The organism is Brevibacillus centrosporus (assembly GCF_046622605.1).
In the GTDB taxonomy this organism is placed as follows: domain Bacteria; phylum Bacillota; class Bacilli; order Brevibacillales; family Brevibacillaceae; genus Brevibacillus; species Brevibacillus centrosporus.
This window is the reverse complement of sequence record NZ_CP176856.1, coordinates 2,889,599-2,903,782: the sequence shown is the minus strand read 5'-3', so window position 1 is coordinate 2,903,782 and position 14,184 is coordinate 2,889,599. Positions and strand designations below refer to the sequence as shown.

11 protein-coding genes are annotated in these 14,184 nt (G+C 51.5%); all 11 read right to left on the bottom strand.

The annotated features are described in order from the left end of the window. Window positions 1-63: 63 nt before the first annotated feature. A complete protein-coding gene (locus ACLIN2_RS14790) occupies window positions 64-1,050 on the bottom strand; it encodes an NAD(P)H-dependent flavin oxidoreductase (protein ID WP_411504419.1) in 987 nt (328 codons plus the stop codon). A 69-nt stretch (window positions 1,051-1,119) separates the two neighbouring features. Next, complete coding sequence (locus ACLIN2_RS14785) at window positions 1,120-2,277, bottom strand: acyl-CoA dehydrogenase family protein (RefSeq protein WP_411504418.1); 1,158 nt, start codon at window positions 2,275-2,277, stop codon at window positions 1,120-1,122. A 27-nt stretch (window positions 2,278-2,304) separates the two neighbouring features. Next, the gene (locus ACLIN2_RS14780; RefSeq protein WP_411504417.1) at window positions 2,305-3,087 is read right to left on the bottom strand and encodes an enoyl-CoA hydratase/isomerase family protein; all 783 of its coding nucleotides are present in this window, start codon (window positions 3,085-3,087) and stop codon (window positions 2,305-2,307) included. A 224-nt stretch (window positions 3,088-3,311) separates the two neighbouring features. After that, window positions 3,312-4,265: an MBL fold metallo-hydrolase gene (locus ACLIN2_RS14775; protein WP_411504416.1), complete on the bottom strand. Its 954-nt coding sequence runs from the start codon at window positions 4,263-4,265 to the stop codon at window positions 3,312-3,314. A gap of 610 nt (window positions 4,266-4,875) precedes the next feature. Next, window positions 4,876-6,222: an acetyl-CoA carboxylase biotin carboxylase subunit gene (gene accC, locus ACLIN2_RS14770; RefSeq protein ID WP_092270026.1), complete on the bottom strand. Its 1,347-nt coding sequence runs from the start codon at window positions 6,220-6,222 to the stop codon at window positions 4,876-4,878. 13 nt (window positions 6,223-6,235) lie between these two features. Continuing rightward, the gene (locus ACLIN2_RS14765) at window positions 6,236-6,685 is read right to left on the bottom strand and encodes an acetyl-CoA carboxylase biotin carboxyl carrier protein (protein ID WP_411504415.1); all 450 of its coding nucleotides are present in this window, start codon (window positions 6,683-6,685) and stop codon (window positions 6,236-6,238) included. 15 nt (window positions 6,686-6,700) lie between these two features. Next, window positions 6,701-8,251 carry an acyl-CoA carboxylase subunit beta gene (locus ACLIN2_RS14760; protein ID WP_411504414.1) on the bottom strand — a complete coding sequence of 517 codons (1,551 nt, stop codon included), beginning with the start codon at window positions 8,249-8,251 and terminating at the stop codon, window positions 6,701-6,703. Between the two features lie 24 nt (window positions 8,252-8,275). Beyond that, on the bottom strand, window positions 8,276-9,319 hold the full coding sequence (gene meaB / locus ACLIN2_RS14755; RefSeq protein WP_411504413.1) for a methylmalonyl Co-A mutase-associated GTPase MeaB: 1,044 nt from the start codon (window positions 9,317-9,319) through the stop codon (window positions 8,276-8,278). Continuing rightward, window positions 9,316-11,490, bottom strand: coding sequence for a methylmalonyl-CoA mutase (gene scpA, locus ACLIN2_RS14750; RefSeq protein ID WP_411504412.1), 2,175 nt, complete (start codon window positions 11,488-11,490; stop codon window positions 9,316-9,318). Before scpA ends, meaB begins: the two co-directional genes overlap by 4 nt. After that, window positions 11,487-13,610 carry a methylmalonyl-CoA mutase family protein gene (locus ACLIN2_RS14745; RefSeq protein WP_411504411.1) on the bottom strand — a complete coding sequence of 708 codons (2,124 nt, stop codon included), beginning with the start codon at window positions 13,608-13,610 and terminating at the stop codon, window positions 11,487-11,489. Before ACLIN2_RS14745 ends, scpA begins: the two co-directional genes overlap by 4 nt. A 37-nt stretch (window positions 13,611-13,647) precedes the next feature. Beyond that, complete coding sequence (gene accB, locus ACLIN2_RS14740; protein WP_411504410.1) at window positions 13,648-14,166, bottom strand: acetyl-CoA carboxylase biotin carboxyl carrier protein; 519 nt, start codon at window positions 14,164-14,166, stop codon at window positions 13,648-13,650. Between the last annotated feature and the right edge of the window lie 18 nt (window positions 14,167-14,184).

The window sequence follows — 14,184 nt, the reverse complement described above, 5'->3', positions numbered from 1 at the left end:
AAGGCACAAAAAGTCCGCTTCGCACGAAGAGAAACTAGCGAACAAAACGGACTCTTCCTGCTCTTAATTCAGTGAGCTGTTCAAAGGGGAACGTGAGGCTGGCAGCTGTTTAAAGGCCGCAAGCGTTTGATCGTATTCCGTTTGAAGCTCGTTTACAATCTCTGCTACGGTTTGAATGGATTTCGTACGGCCAACTCCGTGACCTGCCGACCAGATGTTTTTCCATGCTTTCCTGCCCGTCTTTGCAAATTCAGCGTATGTCCCCAAATGATCTGGATCCAGTCCTTCGCCCACAATACTCGGCTTTAAATAGTTTGCTGGAATGCCGCTGAAAGTGGGCGTGTAGATGATGTCTTCAATGCTTGCGTCAATCAGCATCTGCTTGTAATCGTCCCCCGCGCTGCTCTCCACGGAAGCGATAAATCGCGTTCCCATAAATACAAGATCCGCATCGATCGTGCGGGCCGCCAAAATTTCCTGTCCGCTTGCGATCCCTCCTGCCAAGACGGTTATCCCATCCCAAAACTCACGGATCGCACTTAAGAAAGCAAAGCTGTTCAGTGTTCCGGCATGACCGCCTGCTCCGCCGCACACCAGGATTAACCCGTCCACGCCTGATTTCACTGCTTTTTTTGCATGATAGATGTTGGTGACATCGGAGAAGACGATTCCCCCATAAGCGTGCACAATCTCTACTACAGGCGCGGGATCTCCCAAGGCTGTAAAGACAAACGGAGGCTGATACTTTTTGATGAGCTCGAGCTCTTCTTCCAACCGTTCGTTTAAATGGCGTATGACAATATTGATGGCCCAAGGAGCAATCTTGCGGTCCGGCTCCGCTGCTCGGCTGCGCGCCAGCTCTTCCGTAATGGTAGACATCCAGGCTCGCAGGTCATCCACCGTCCGAGCATTTAAGGACGGGAAAGAGCCGATGACCCCAGATTTGCACGCAGAGATCACTAGCTGCGGATTCGAAACCAAAAACATAGGAGCTGTAATGACAGGCAGCACGAGATGCTCGGAAGTCCATTCTGGCAAACGATTTTTCATAGCGTGTTCGCTCCTTTCTCATTCGACAACTGAATTTGGCTGTTTCATTTGCAGTGGAGTCTCGTTTCCTCAATACGATCTGGGCAGGCCAAGGACATGCTCGGCTACATAGGAGAGGATCAAATTTGTCGAGATCGGAGCGACTTGGTACAGCCGCGTTTCCCGGAATTTGCGTTCGATGTCGTATTCTTCAGCAAAGCCAAAGCCCCCATGCGTCTGAATGGTCGCATTGGCTGCCTCCCAGGAAGCATCTGCTGCGAGCAGCTTGGCCATGTTCGCTTCTTTCCCGCATGGAAGACCTGCATCAAACAGCTCTGCTGCCCGAAAACGCATCAGATTAGCCGCCTCGAGGTGGATATAGGATTGGGCGATCGGAAATTGAATCCCTTGATTCTGACCAATCGGCCGATTGAACACTACTCGTTGATTGGCGTACTGAGTGGCGCGATCGACAAACCAGTAGCCGTCGCCGAGACATTCGGATGCGATCAGGATTCGCTCCACATTCATTCCATCCAAAATGTAGGAAAACCCTTTTCCTTCTTCGCCGATCAAATTTTCCACCGACACTTCCAGGTTTTCGATAAACAGCTCAGTCGTTGCGTGATTCATCATGGTGCGAATGGGGCGGATCGTGATTCCGTTCCCTACAGCTTCCCGCAGATCGACCAAAAGAACAGACAAGCCCTCTGTTCGCTTTTTCACCTGGTCGAGTGCTGTCGTGCGCACAAGCAGAATCATCAGGTCAGAATATTCCGTTCGGGAAATAAACACCTTTTGACCGTTTACGATATACTTGTCTCCTTTTCTGACCGCCATCGTCCTCAGCTGTGTCGTATCGGACCCTGTGTTCGGTTCTGTTACGCCGAACGCTTGCAGGCGAAGTGACCCATCTGCGATTTTCGGCAGGTACTTGCGCTTTTGTTCCTCTGAGCCATGCCGCAACAGAGTTCCCATGGTATACATCTGTGCATGACAAGCCCCCGCATTTCCCCCGGAGCGATTGATCTCCTCCATGATTATGGAAGCTTCCGTTACGGAGAGACCCGAGCCACCATACTCTTCTGGAATTAAGGCGCCCAGGAATCCCGTCTGCGACAGCTCGTTCACGAAGTCTTCCGGATACGCTCTTCTCTCATCCAGCTCACGCCAATAGGCATCGGGGTACTTTTTGCAAATTGAGCGAACGCTCTGTCGCAATTCTTGATGAAAGGCAGTATCAATCATAGCTTCAACCCTCCCATCTACTTCGCATTATTTTCCGACAAAACGGGGTGCGCGTTTTTCCACGAAAGCCAAGACACCTTCCAGCCGATCTTCTGTATCCACACATCGGTTGTAGTACTCCAGTTCCTTTTCCCTGGCGAGATCATCCTCCATGCCAAACAAGTTGTCCACGGCTTGCTTGCAGTACTGGACAGACAGGGGCGCATTACGGGCCAGACTTTCTGCCAAATCCAGCGTGACCTCTCTCAAATCTTCCGGTGCTGTCAGTCGGTTGATCAGCCCGGCACGATCAGCTTCCTCCGCCTGAATCATTCGTCCCGTGCATATCCATTCCTTTGCTTTATGTAAGCCAATTCGTTTTGCCAAGAGCCGAGTTGCTCCTCCTCCTGGCATAATCCCGCGCGTCACCTCTGGGAGCCCGAATACTGCACGAGTCGTTGCCACGAGAAAATCGCAGCTCAGAACAAGCTCAAAGCCGCCTGCCAGTGCATATCCATCCACAGCTGCAAGAACCGGCTGCGGTGTATCAGCAATCGCGTAGAACATCTGCTCGAACAAGCGATGCTGCTCTCGCCATGCTGCTTCTGACATACCATTGCGCTCCTTCAGGTCAGCTCCTGAGCAAAATGCCTGTTCGCTCGATGACTGCAGGATGACAGCGCGTGCATCGGATTGAGCAATTTGCTGAAATGCTTGCAGCAGGTCTTGTGCCATTTGCGTGTGAAAGGCATTACGAGATTGTGGTCGATTCAGCTCAACTACAGCGATGCTTCCCTCAAAACCTATGCGTCTACTCTCAACAAAAGACATGTCCTTCCCCCTTGTTGTCGTGCAAACTCGGATTGCTCCTACTTGAAAAACCTGCACCTACCAGTCAACATGCAACAAACTTTAATTGTCTATATTTTAACACAATACAGACTATTTCTCCTACTTTCCTGCTGCTCGCAAATCGCTAGGATAGCTGTCAGCAAAGCCACAGGGAATGAGGAATAGCGCCTTCCTTCTTCAGAAGACGCTTTTTCGCTCATTTGCTACTCTGCCTTATGGTAGGAAATGACTCCCTCTCGTTCCCGAGCTTGCACTTTGCCCACTGACTCCATATAGAGAATGCGGGTGAGCGTCATTAAAAACTCTGCGCTACGGGGCATCGACATTTTTTCAAACCCGTATACCGCTTGGGCAAGCTCCCCTGCCGTACTTCCCGCTTCTGGTATCGCAGCTAAAATCTGCTGCATTCTTTGCTCATGGCCGGCAATCAGCTCGTGAATACGCGCCGGTACATTCCGAATCAGACTCCCGTGCCCTGGCAGTCCGATGCTCACCGGCAGCTTGGCTATCTTCTCCAGAGACTCAAAATAAACCGCCAAAGGGTTGCCATCTTGCTCCGTCCAGATCGGAATAAGCGGTGAAATCTCGTTTAACACATGATCGCCAATCAGCATGACTCCGTTGGATTTATTCAGAAAGCAAAAGTGATCAGGCGAATGCCCAGGCGTCCAAATCGCTTCAAACGCTTGATCCCCCAGTTGGATTTCCTGCTGATCCTCCAGAAGCTCGTCCGGTTCAAAATAATCGGCGTCCAACTGCTCCAGCATGGCCTTCTCACTGACCGATGGGCCTCCATGCTTTGTGAAAAAGGGGTACGTGCTCGTTGCATCCCCTTCATGTGCTTTTCGGCGGGCACGAAGCTTCTTCATTTCCTCATAGCCTTGTCTCGCTATCACTAATGGTGCATGATACGTCTCCCGCAGCCATTTTGCCAATCCGATATGATCAGTGTGCGAATGCGTCAGAAGGATTTTTTCTACCTTGGTCCCTTCTGGCAGTGCCTCCTTCCAGATCCCGATCGCCTGCTCTGCATAGCTGCCCGTATCTACAATGGTCACACCGTTCTTGCCTTCGATCACATAACTGTTTACTTGCCGCATGCCAAAGGGAAACTGTATCGACAGCAGATGAATTCCTTCTGCAACCTGTACCAGCATCGTTTTTCTCCTTCTCTCTCTTTATTGTTTTTTAATCTTACCATATTTTTTTACGGATCATGGGAAGCCAGTTACCTACGCCATCCGAACAGGTTTATCCTGCAATGGCATTGCCTTTTGGATCCCGAAAAAACTGATCAGGCATGAAATCTATGTAACCTCCCTTTTTGCTGTGGCTCTCGCTATCATCACAGATACCTATCTGGACCTTAAACATAATCTGTACGGTTACTTTCACGTTGGTCCGGATTATGAAGTGCTACTCGTTTTGTTTGGTCTCTATCCGGCGTATAGCTTTATTTACTTAAACCTTTTTCCTATTACGAAAGGCCTGTATGCAAAGGCCGTCTACCTACTGCTTCATTGGCTCTTCTGTCTTTTCTATGAATGGCTAAGCGTACAGCCGTTTGGTTTTTTTTACTACAACGGTTGGAAGCTCTGGTATTCAGCCCTTGTTTACCCGCTTCTGCTTGTCACCCTTTTCGGCCACCTACTCTTTTTTAGAATGCTTTGCTCACCTCGCAAGTAGCCATACATCTCTTCTTTTCTGCACACAAAAGAGCCTCAAAACCTCGAGGCTCCTTTTCTTGCTAGGAAATCTACGTTCTCCTTATAGATCCAGCTTGTTTTTCTCCAGAAAATTCGTTGCGAAATGACCGGCAACAAAATCAGGGTGCTCCAGCAGCTTCTCATGGAATGGCACTGTTGTATGCACACCTTCGATCACAAACTCATCAAGGGCACGACGCATGCGGGAAATCGCCTCGTTGCGGTCTGTTCCCCAAACAATCAGCTTCGCCACCATGGAATCATAAAACGGCGAGATTTCATAGCCGGGGTAGACAGCACTATCTACACGTACGCCATAGCCTCCTGGCGGCAGATAGTTAACCACTTTTCCAGGCGAGGGCATGAAATTTTTCGCAGGATTCTCCGCATTGATGCGGCACTCGATCGCCCAACCATTGATTTTGACATCTTCCTGGGTAAACGACAACGGATTGCCTGCAGCAACCGAAATTTGCTCCTTGATCAGGTCGATCCCTGTAATCATTTCCGTCACGGGATGCTCGACCTGAATGCGTGTGTTCATTTCCATGAAATAGAATTGACCATGCTTGTCGAGCAAAAATTCTACGGTTCCTGCCCCGTGATAGTTCACAGCTTTTGCCGCTGCCACAGCAGCTTGCCCCATTTTCTCGCGCAGCTCTTGATCGAGTGCTGGGGATGGCGCCTCCTCTACCAGCTTTTGATGACGACGCTGAATCGAGCAATCACGTTCGCCCAGATAGACGGCATTCCCATGCTTGTCACCCATGATTTGGATCTCGACATGGCGCGGCTCTTCCACATATTTCTCGAGATAAACACCCGCGTTGCCAAAAGCGGACTCTGCTTCTTTCTGTGCTTGGTGGATCGCTTTGCTAAGCTCCTGCTCGTCATAGGCGAGACGCATACCACGACCGCCTCCGCCTGCTGTTGCTTTCACGATGACAGGATAACCGATAGTGGCTGCAACGGAAAGCGCCTCTTCGATGTCATCAATCAGACCTTCCGTCCCTGGAACGAGTGGTACGTTCGCCAGACTCATTGTCGCCTTCGCTTCGGACTTGTCCCCCATTTTCGTAATCGACTCTGGATCCGGTCCGATAAACGTAATGGAGCAGTCCTGGCACAGCTGTGCGAACGACGCATTCTCTGCCAGGAAGCCATATCCGGGGTGGATCGCGTCTGCTTTCGTCAAAAGCGCAATGCTCATGATGCGCGGCATGTTCAGATAGCTGTCCTTGGAGGCAGTCGGTCCAATGCAGTACGCTTCGTCAGCTAGCTGGACGTGCAAGGCTTCGCGATCTGCCTCCGAATACACAGCGACAGTGGCAATTCCCAATTCTCGGCAAGCGCGAATGATTCTGACAGCGATCTCACCGCGATTGGCTACTAAGACTTTTGTAAACATATACGCTCTCCTCCTAGCCTTGTTTGACAGTCAGCAAAGCTTTCCCGTAATCGATGAGCTGACCATCCTCTGCGAGCAGTTCTACGACTTCTCCATCGAAAGGAGAGACAATATCCTGGGAAAGCTGCAGGGCGTCTACCGTGCAACGCCCTACCACGTCTCCAGACTGAACCTTCTGACCTGCTGCAACCGATGTGCTGAAAATACCTACTGATGTAGAAGTGATCGTATGGATCATTTCCTGTACCACTGGTGCTTGTTCCGCAGCTTCAGCTGTCACCGCTGCTTCCTGATAGCCAGTTTCGACTTCGGCTACCTGAGCAACTGGCTCCATCGCTGCCGCCACGACAACGGGTGCTGCTTTTTTGATCACGATGGAGGTCGAGCCCTTTTCCCACTCCAGCTCCTCGATGGACGATTGATTCACCAATTTGATTAACTCGCGAATGTCGTGCAGTTTCATCTCTATCGATCCCTTCTACAATGGGATGTTCCCATGCTTTTTATAAGGACGTTCTTCCTTTTTATCCCGCAGCATTTCCAGCGCTTGCGCTACTTTCATTCGCGTTTCGCGTGGATCGATGACATCGTCGACCATTCCCAGACTCGCAGCCACGTATGGATTGGCAAACTTCTCGCGGTACTCAGCGATTTTTTCCGCGCGCGTCGCAGCCGGGTCTTCGCTTTGCTCGATCTCTTTGGCAAAGATGATGTTGGCCGCCCCTTCAGGACCCATCACGGCGATCTCCGCATTCGGCCATGCATAGACTACATCTGCCCCGATGGACTTGGAGTTCAGCGCCACATAGGCTCCGCCATACGCTTTTCGCAGGATAACCGTAATTTTAGGCACGGTCGCTTCCGAGTAGGCGTAAAGAATCTTCGCACCGTGGCGAATAATGCCTCCATGCTCTTGGTTGATCCCCGGGAAGAAGCCGGATACATCCTCAAACGTGAGCAGTGGAATGTTGAAGCAATCGCAGAAACGGATAAAACGAGCCAGCTTGTCGGAGGAGTGGATATCGAGCCCTCCCGCCATGACTTTCGGCTGGTTCGCGATGATCCCGACGCTGTGACCATCGATGCGTGCAAGTCCAATCACGATGTTGCGTGCGAAGTTGGGCTGTACTTCCATGAAGTCGCCAAAGTCGACGATTTGCTCGATCACTTTGCGCACATCGTATACTTTCGTGCTTTCGGCAGGGACGAGCTCCAGCAGTTCCTCCTGCCAGTTTTTCCCTTCCTCCGCATCGCGTACGGGCGCTTTGTCCCTGTTATTTTGCGGCAGGAAGCTCAGTAGGCGACGTACCTGATCCAGTACTTCTTGCTCCGATTCCGCTGTAAAATGGGCGTTTCCGCTCACGGTGGAGTGCACTTTTGCCCCGCCGAGATCCTCGGAGGAAATCTTCTCCCCTGTTACGGTCTCAATAACCTTAGGACCCGTGATGAACATCTGACTGGTCTTTTCCACCATGAAAACGAAGTCCGTGATCGCGGGAGAATAGACGGCTCCGCCTGCGCATGGTCCGAGGATGACAGAGATTTGCGGGATCACACCGGAATAGATCGAGTTGCGATAAAAAATGGTTCCATAGCCATCAAGTGAGCTGACGCCTTCCTGAATGCGAGCTCCTCCGGAATCATTCAAGCCGATAAATGGGGCGCCGTTCTTCGCTGCCAAATCCATCACCTTGGCGATCTTCATGGCGTGCATCTCACCGAGTGCCCCGCCAAATACCGTGAAATCCTGTGCGAACAAATAGACAGGACGACCGTTTATTTTTCCATAACCGGTAACGACACCCTCACCAGGCGCCTCCATTTTATCCAAGCCAAAGTGAGACGCACGATGCTCTACGAACGGATTTAGCTCCATGAACGTATCGGGATCGAGCAACAGATCGATCCGCTCCCTGGCCGTCAGCTTGCCGCGGTTGTGCTGCGCATCGATCCGGGCATCGCCACCGCCTAGCTGGACTTTAAATTTTCGCTCCATTAGCTCGTCAATTTTTTCATGCATGCTGCTCATGGTCCGACCTCTCTTTCTGTTCCATCACTGTCTCGTTTTTTCAAATATCGCCACTAGTTGTTGCACCGCGCTCGTCGCAGACAGCTGTCCGCTGGCTACGGCGTTTTCGATCTGCGGCAGCATGCTGGCTACTTCCGGATTGCTGTAAAAGGTGGAGCGCAAATAATCCTGCGTCATACTGTGCATCCAATCCAGGGATTGCGCCCTCCGGCGGGCATCGAAGCCTCCCGTTCGAGTCGTCTGATCACGAAACTGACCGATGACGTTCCATATTTCTTCGATCCCTTCACCGGTAAGCGCAGAGCACATGTATGCTTTTGTTTCCCAACCGGTTGTCGCCGGCTGTAGGTAATGCAAGACCCGATTGTACTCGCCGCGTGCGACGAGTGCCCTTGTTTTGTTCTCTCCGTCTGCTTTGTTGATCAAAAGAGCATCCGCGATTTCGATCACGCCCTTTTTGATCCCTTGCAGCTCATCTCCAGCTCCTGTCAGCATGAGCAGCAAAAAGAAATCGACCATGGACCGAACCGTCGTTTCACTCTGCCCTACGCCAACTGTCTCTATTAAGATTACATCGTACCCTGCCGCTTCACAGATCAGCATCGTTTCTCGCGTTTTTCGGTTGACCCCGCCGAGCGTGCCCCCCGTAGCAGAAGGGCGAATGAATGCATTCGGATTGCGCGACAGCAGCTCCATCCTCGTCTTGTCACCGAGAATGCTTCCACGTGTAACTGTGCTGCTAGGGTCTACTGCTAGAACAGCCACTCGATGTCCTCTCTCGCAAAGCATCGTACCAAAGGCTTCAATAAATGTGCTTTTCCCCGCTCCTGGCACACCCGTAATTCCGATCCGAATGGATTGTCCCGTATGCGGCAAAAGCTGCTTGATGACTTCCTGGGCCATGTTCATATGGAGGGCAGAATTGCTCTCTGCAAGTGTGATGGCCTGCGCAAGAATCGTGCGGTTGTTTTCCCGCACCCCCTGTACGTACTGTTCAACCGTTAAGCGAGGGAGACGGACAGACGATGTAAAATGCAAGGAAGTCCTGTCGTTCCTAGCCTCACTCATAGGCTCGAAGCCTCCAGGCGACGAACGATTTCTTGCAGAACATTTTGCGCAGCAACAGGAATGACGGTCCCTGGTCCGAAGATAGCAGCGGCGCCATTTTCCCTTAGAAACGCATAGTCCTGTGCGGGAATGACCCCGCCAATCACCACGACGATGTCTTCACGCCCCAGCTTTTTCAGCTCTTCTACCAGCTGCGGCAGCAACGTTTTATGTCCGGCAGCAAGCGAGCTGAACCCGATGACGTGTACATCGTTTTCTACGGCCTGCTTCGCTGTTTCCTCGGGTGTCTGAAATAGCGGTCCGATATCGACGTCAAACCCTAGATCGGCAAAAGCGGTTGCAATGACTTTCGCTCCCCGGTCGTGACCATCCTGACCCATTTTCGCGATCATGATGCGTGGACGGCGGCCCTCCCATTGCTCGAATTCGTCCGCCATTTTTCGTACCGCTGCCACTTCTTCTGCATCGGCATATTCTGAGCTGTAAACACCGCTAATGGAACGGATAACCGCTTTATGACGACCCACGACTTTTTCATACGCATCGGATATTTCCCCGAGGGATGCGCGTGCCCGAGCCGCTTCAATCGCCAGCTCCAGGAGGTTGCCTTCTCCTGTCTCTGCGCACGTAGTAATTGCCTGCAAGGCTGCTTGCACTCTTTGCTCATCGCGATTTTCTCGCAGTTCACGCAGGCGCTTGATCTGCGCTTCACGTACAGCGGTATTATCGACCTCGAGAATTTCCAGCGGATCTTCTTTGTCCAACCGATATTTATTCACGCCGATAATAGCCTCTTTGCCAGAATCGATATGCGCCTGACGACGTGCAGCTGCCTCTTCGATTTTCATTTTCGGCAGACCGGTCTCAATCGCTTTTGCCATGCCGCCAAGAGCCTCGACCTCTTCAATATGCGCCCAAGCTTTTTCCACAAGCTGCGCGGTCAATGCTTCGACATAGTAGGAGCCTGCCCATGGATCCACGACTTTGCAGATTTCCGTCTCGTCTTGTAAAAACAGCTGTGTATTGCGTGCGATCCGTGCAGAGAAATCCGTCGGCAGCGCGATCGCTTCATCCAGCGCATTGGTGTGCAAAGACTGTGTATGCCCAAGAGCTGCAGCCATCGCTTCTATGCACGTACGAACGACGTTGTTGAACGGATCTTGCTCCGTCAAGCTCCAGCCTGATGTCTGGGAGTGTGTGCGCAGCGCCATCGACTTTTCCGATTTCGGATTAAACTGCTTGATGAGGTTTGCCCAGATCAGACGTCCCGCTCTCATTTTGGCAATTTCCATGAAGTAGTTCATGCCAATCGCCCAAAAGAAAGACAGCCGCGGTGCAAACGCATCGATGTCAATCCCTGCTTTCAAGCCGGTACGGACGTACTCCAGTCCGTCTGCCAGCGTGTAGGCCAGCTCGATATCTGCCGTCGCACCTGCTTCCTGCATATGGTATCCGGAAATACTGATGCTATTAAATTTCGGCATGTGCTTGGAGGTGTAAGCAAAGATATCGGAAATGATTTTCATAGATGCTTCCGGCGGATAGATGTACGTATTGCGCACCATGTACTCTTTTAAAATGTCGTTCTGGATGGTTCCTGTCAGCTGAGCTTGCGATACACCCTGCTCCTCTGCAGCTACGATATAAAACGCCATAATCGGCAATACCGCACCGTTCATCGTCATGGATACCGACATCTTATCCAGCGGAATGCCGTCAAACAAAATCTTCATGTCTAAAATGGAATCGACTGCTACACCGGCTTTTCCTACATCCCCGACAACTCGCGAATGATCGGAGTCATAGCCGCGGTGAGTCGCCAGGTCAAACGCGATGGAAAGACCTTTTTGACCCGCGGCGAGATTTCGGCGATAAAAAGCGTTGCTCTCCTCTGCCGTAGAAAAACCTGCGTACTGACGCACTGTCCAAGGCTGCGTCACGTACATCGTCGGATAAGGGCCACGGAAAAACGGAGGCAAACCCGGCATATACCCCAGATGCTCCATGCCCTCCAGATCTTCTTTTGAGTAGAGGGGCTTCACAGGGATTTGCTCAAGTGTCTGCCAGAGGAGCTCATCCATTGATTGCTGCGTATCCGGCATCGATGAGTTCGCGCCTACACTTTTATTTGTCCGAAACGAAACTTTTGAAAAATCAGGTCTCTTCTTCATGCCATCACCCCTATGCGCTGCAGAAGATCTCGAAGTACTTGGTAGCAATTCGTACGGACGTGGATGCAATCATCCAACCCCACATCCTTATAGACAGCGAGCTGTTCTGCTGCTGGAAGACCCGCCAAAAGAACAGTCATCTCCGGCTGGCCCGCTTTGATCCCTTTCACGATTGTCGGAACGATCTCGGGATAGCTCTCATCATCCGAGCAAATGACCGTGATCGCTGCACCAGAAGCATTTGCGGCTTCCACTGCTTCTTCAGCAGAAGTAAACTGCTGCTGGCGTAGGACATCAAAGCCGCCTACCGTGAAAAATTCCGCGGCGAAATCGGCACGACCTTTATGCTTCGATACCGGTCCCATATTGGCGAGAAAGACATTTGGCTTGCCGCCTGTCTTTGCGGCATATTGTTCTGTCTGGAAGCGCAGCTGCTCAAAAGATTCAGCGATGCGCTGTTGCGGCAGAGCTTTTACCGAAATCGCTCCTGTACCGGATGGAAGCAGTGCTTTCGTCAGTTCGCCCAAGGTCGCCCCGGCCTGCACAGCTTTTATCGACGCATCCAGCAGATCTTGCTGGTCAAAGGAAAGCGCCTGGAGTATCGCCTCCATCGCAGTACGGTCCTGTTTTTGAAGAAAAGCCTGATGCTCCGCTATCCTTTTTGCCGGATCACACTGGAGTTTTTCAGGTTGTTCCGGACGCTCTTGTGCATTTGCGTACATATTCGTCCCTACGATACGAGACTTGCGTGAAGCAACATTCTCGGCCTTTTTGCTCGCGACTGCTGCGATTTGCTCCTGTGGCATACCTGCTGCGAGTGCTTTCTCCATGCCCCCTTGCTCTTCTACCTGCAGGAAAAGCTCCCATGCTTTTGCAGCAAGCTCATCTGTCAGCCACTCGATATACCAAGAGCCGCCTGCGGGATCGGCCACCTTTGCCAAATGGGCTTCCTGCTCCAAAATGATCTGCGTATTTCTAGCAATGCGCCGTGAAAACTCGGTGGCAGGACGGATAGCTTCATCGTAAGCAGACACATGAAGACTGTCTACACCGCCAACTACCGCTGAAAACGCTTCCGTTGTCGCGCGCAAAAGGTTTACATTCGGATCAAGTACGGTTTTCGTCCAGGCAGAGGTTCTCGCGTGAATGTTCATTTTTTGCGCGGCTTCCGAACCACCGTACGAATCGATGATAGAGGCCCAGAGCATACGAGCCGCTCTGATTTTTGCGATCTCCATAAAGACATTCGAGCCGATGGAAAAAGCGAACTGGATGCGTGGTGCTATTTCTTCAATTGAGAGTCCTCTATCCAGCAAAGCTTGCACGTACTCCACTCCGGTAGCCAAAACGTATCCCAGCTCCTGAGCAGCACTTCCTCCAGCATTGTGGTAGGGGTGCGCCTGCACGAGAATGGTTTTTACTTGAGGTGCATGCTTGATCGCCCAGCGAGTCGCATGAGCCATTCCGTCATACAGGATGGTCAGGGGGACAGATAGAATTCCTTCGCTTGCGAGCCTTGCCATTGGATCCGCACCCACACAGGCATGAAGTTTGTTCGGATCTTGACCTTTTGCCTTCATATGAGCAATCAGCAAGCTGAGCAGTGGCAATCCAAAAGCGCCGGCGTTCACGTAAAGCGGGACTTTCTCCAGGTCGATTTCTGCAAATGCCTGGTCCAGATCCTCGCGACTAAAAATGGAAAGCCCTTGGTTTCCGACTTTACTATGCACACCATCTTCTGGATCAAGTCCAGCCTTCGTAGCTTCATCCAAGACCAGATTCAGCATCGTCTGACCGCGTGCAAGATCGTGACGAGCAATCTGATTGAACTCTTCTACGGTAGCGGCCAGGATCTCTTGCGAAACTTCCCATGCGCGCGCTGCAAAGGCTCCCGCCGCTTTTGTGCCTCGCAAGTATGGCGCAACACCCGGTTGGACATGAATATGCTTGAGTTTTTCGATATCTTCCTGTCGATAGATCGGCTGAAGAGTAATTCCCTCGTAGGTTTTGGTCAACAGCTTGGCGTCAAAAGAAGCGCCTTTCAGCGTCTTTTCTGCCGCCTCCCGCCATTGCTCGTACGTCGGGACGGAAAATTCTTTAAACAACGTCTCTTTATTCACGTATTTTGACCTCCCCGATCGGTGAAAGCCTCACCGTTTATTTTGCCGTCTTGACGAGGAACAGGGGCTGCCCGAGATCAACAAGCTGGCCGTTTTCCACCAGGACCTGCACAATTTCCCCATTGACCTCTGCTTCGATTTCATTAAAGAGCTTCATGGCTTCTACAATACATACGATAGTAGATTTCTCAACCTGACTGCCAACTGATACATAAGGGGCAGCATCAACTGCTGGGGAGGCATAAAAAGTACCTACCATCGGCGAAGTCACTTTATGCACGTTTTCTGTGCGATCGTCTGCGAGCGTTGTAGACTTTTGAACCTCTGCTGTCGGACGTACCGTTTCGATAACCGGCTTTGCCGCTTCAGCTTGGGGGGGCGCAGCAGCTTTGACAGGTGCGAGCACTACCTTCGTCGCGGGCTGTGTCTGCACAACCACTCCATTCGAGCGTCTTTTAATGGACAAGCGTGCATCCTCTTCTTTGATCTCGATGGATTCTACATCCGTTTGCTCCAATAATTTCACGAGTTCTCTCACTTCATAGATCGTCAGCACAACCATTCCTCCTGTTTC